Source organism: Microvirga tunisiensis, assembly GCF_009296175.1.
GTDB classification, from domain to species: Bacteria; Pseudomonadota; Alphaproteobacteria; order Rhizobiales; family Beijerinckiaceae; genus Microvirga; species Microvirga tunisiensis.
In genome coordinates this window covers 1-2,961 of the sequence record NZ_VOSK01000542.1, presented here as the reverse complement: position 1 = coordinate 2,961, position 2,961 = coordinate 1, and the positions used below count along the sequence as shown (strand labels likewise).

Genomic DNA, 2,961 nt, shown 5'->3' with positions numbered 1-2,961 from the left:
TGGTCATGACGATGTTCCTTGTGAACCCCGAGGCCGGGCGCTGCGCACCCCGACCACTCCGCGCCCGGCCTCGGCTCATGCCTCAGCCTAACGACACCGTCTGTCAGATTAAGTCCAAACTACTTCACTTCCGGTACGAGTTCTTCACGGCGATCTTCCCGTCCCGGAACGTGAACACATCGCAGCCCTGGACCTCTACGCGAGCGCCATCCGGCCCAGTTGCCGTGAAGACCCACTCTGAGATGCCGCGATCCCCAGCAATGAAATGTCTGGGACCATTCCATCGGGCATCCGGAAAGGTAGCAAAGACCTCCTCAACCCCACGGCGGACTTCGCCCTGACCCGTATAAACTGTCCCCTTCACATCAGGTCCGCGGCTGGCCTCGAACACGCAGTCTTCGGTCATCATCGCCAGGATTGCATCCGTATCGTGCCGGTTCCAAGCCTCAGCAAAGTCGTCGAGGAATGCAATGGAAACGATGTTTGGCATCAGGTCGCCCCTTCCTGGCCCGTGTGCTCACCGGGTCAGTAGACGATGTTCCGGTCGCATTCCATCACCAGCCGAACCAAGGTCGGCGGGGCTCCCTTCTCATAGGGAACACCTTGGAGGTCCTCATCCGTCACACCTCGTGCGGCGCAGGACCCGCCCGAGAGGTAGAGACGACCGCCTCCCGCGATAATCTTCAGATAGTGTTCGTTCAGCGCACCTGTGCCGAGCCCCGTCAGGGCGTTCCGCACGGGTTCGCGCAGGAGTTGAACAGCATCACCTGCCAGGAAGACATGGACTTCATGCCCTGTCTCGACTGCCGCTGCCGCGACGAAAAAGGCAAGGGTTGCCTTAGTCGGGTTCTCAGGCCCGCAGGTGACATGGACAAGAAGGCTGGACATGAACACCTCCGCCGAACGTAGAACGAGAGAGTAGGACTATGCCCCTCGTCAGGCAGTGCGCCAACGTGAGGGCTCTACTATTTGGGATGAGGCGAGCGGGGAGCGGTAATCCCGGCTTGGTCGGCCAAACTTTTTTGCGAGAGTATCTGCTCGACCCAAAAGGGGACGACCTCGCTTGCGGGTCCATACTGCCCTTCATCGAACTGTCGAGCGTTGTCCGAGGGCTCCAGATTGATCTCGCAGGTGCGGATGCCGTGCCCTCGCGCCTCGGATACGAACCCTGCTGCTGGGTAGACCGAGCCCGAGGTGCCGATTGCGACGAACAGGTCGGCTGCGAGGAGAGCATCATAGATCGCATCCATCTCCAGCGGCATCTCGCCGAACCAGACTACGTGCGGCCTCAATCCTCCGGAGCGGTGGCAGGACGGGCAGGGGACCTCGACGCTCAAATCCTCACGCCATGTCATCGTCTCGCCGCAGTCTGTGCAGCGTGCCTTCAATAGCTCTCCATGCATATGTATGACCTGCTTTGATCCAGCCCGCTCGTGCAGATCGTCGATGTTCTGCGTACACAGGAACAGGCTGCCACCGCGCTCCACTAAACCGGTTTCCAAGCGGGCAAGCGCCCGGTGCGCGGCGTTAGGCTCCGCCGAAAGGAGGTTCTGGCGGCGCATGTTGTAGAAGGCATGGACCTGATCAGGATCGTGGGCGAAAGCCTCTGGCGTGGCGAGCTTCATCGGATCAAAACGCGACCACAGCCCATCCTTATCCCGAAAGGTGCCCAGGCCGCTCTCGGCTGACACGCCAGCCCCGGCCAGTACAAAGACGTTCATCAGTTTCCTCCACAGAGGCTATTCATAAGGAGCCGAGAGATAGTGGTCAGTCATCAAGTGTGGTTTGGGACGAAGCTTGGGGGCAAGTACGGGAGACGGCAGGGCAATATGAGCGTAGCGCTTCCCCCACTTTCACCTGAAGCTCCTCAGTGGACCGCTCCCGTCCGCACCGACACCTCAATCTTGAAACCAACCACCGCATCGAAGAGGGCGGTCTTCCGGAATAGGGTGGGCCGCATCCAGTCGGCTTGGACCTCATCGCCTCGGCGGGCCATCTTCATCAGCCCGAACCACGTGAGCGGGCGGAGCACACGGCTCCTCATAGCAGCCCCGGAAAAGTCCCTGACCGTATGGTCGAGACGCTCGTCGCGTACAGTGCAGACCTGAGCAAGCATGTCGGCATCCAACCAGTTGTTGGCCGCCGCTGACAAACACCAGAGCACAAGGCCGATATGGTCCTGTGCCAGTGCTCGACTGGGAACCGATCAAAGTAGCTGAGGCTGACCCGCCACAGGGTCGCCTCGAACAAGAGTGCAAACAGATCGGCGGATGCGTTCGGGTCCAGAAGGGCTTGAGCCTTCTTGGCGGCGATCAGCATCTTTCCACGACGGCGCAGCAGGCCCGCCATTTGGAGCACGATCCGGGTGATGTGAACTGGCAGGGCATCTGCCTCGTTCAGCACCCGATTGACGGCAAGGACCTCATTCTTGGCGTATTCGGGCCAGTCGATCAGATCAAAGAGTGCTCGCGTATCGGCCCGTGACAGGGCACCGGCTGCGGTCAGGGGCAAGCCGCCTTGTGCGGCAGCCCGTTCAATTACCTGACGGGCTGCCATGACCAGCGGGACTGCGCTGATCTCGCGCCGCGCTCGGTTCGGAGTGAGGAAAATGCCCTCAGGTAGGCCGCGCCTTGGTGCGTCCACAAGTGCATGAAGACCCTCTCGATCCAGAAGCCGCCAAGCGGGAATGAGGTGGGTTTCCGCTGCCATGGTGACGCTCGCAATTATTCCAATCTTGTCGATCCCGCAGTGCCTCGACGGTCTCCTATTCCTGAGCCGCCTCCGGTAATTCGATCCGATGTATTCACTTACTGCATTCGCCTATGGCCGGGAAAATCGGGATAGGGGGGAGCCTCGCGGTTCCACCCCTCCCACACCACCGTACATACGGGTCCGTATACGGCGGTTCGTCGGATTACTCGACTGGCTGGACGTGGACAGAGGCGAGGCCGAGGCCTCTGA

General features: G+C 60.7%; 5 protein-coding genes. All 5 read right to left on the bottom strand.

The genetic code is table 11. The features are described 5' to 3' along the window. Positions 1-124 precede the first annotated feature (124 nt). On the bottom strand, positions 125-490 hold the full coding sequence (locus FS320_RS40915; RefSeq protein ID WP_152718273.1) for a nuclear transport factor 2 family protein: 366 nt from the start codon (positions 488-490) through the stop codon (positions 125-127). A 35-nt stretch (positions 491-525) separates the two neighbouring features. Further along, on the bottom strand, positions 526-888 hold the full coding sequence (locus FS320_RS40910) for a DsrE family protein (protein ID WP_152718271.1): 363 nt from the start codon (positions 886-888) through the stop codon (positions 526-528). 77 nt (positions 889-965) lie between these two features. Next, positions 966-1,721 (bottom strand): NAD-dependent deacylase, encoded by a 756-nt coding sequence (locus FS320_RS40905; protein WP_152718269.1) that lies wholly within the window; start codon positions 1,719-1,721, stop codon positions 966-968. Between the two features lie 146 nt (positions 1,722-1,867). Beyond that, positions 1,868-2,032 (bottom strand): hypothetical protein, encoded by a 165-nt coding sequence (locus tag FS320_RS45650; protein ID WP_153885403.1) that lies wholly within the window; start codon positions 2,030-2,032, stop codon positions 1,868-1,870. Positions 2,033-2,040: 8 nt separating this feature from the next. Then, the gene (locus FS320_RS40900; RefSeq protein WP_152718267.1) at positions 2,041-2,709 is read right to left on the bottom strand and encodes a hypothetical protein; all 669 of its coding nucleotides are present in this window, start codon (positions 2,707-2,709) and stop codon (positions 2,041-2,043) included. Positions 2,710-2,961: the final 252 nt, after the last annotated feature.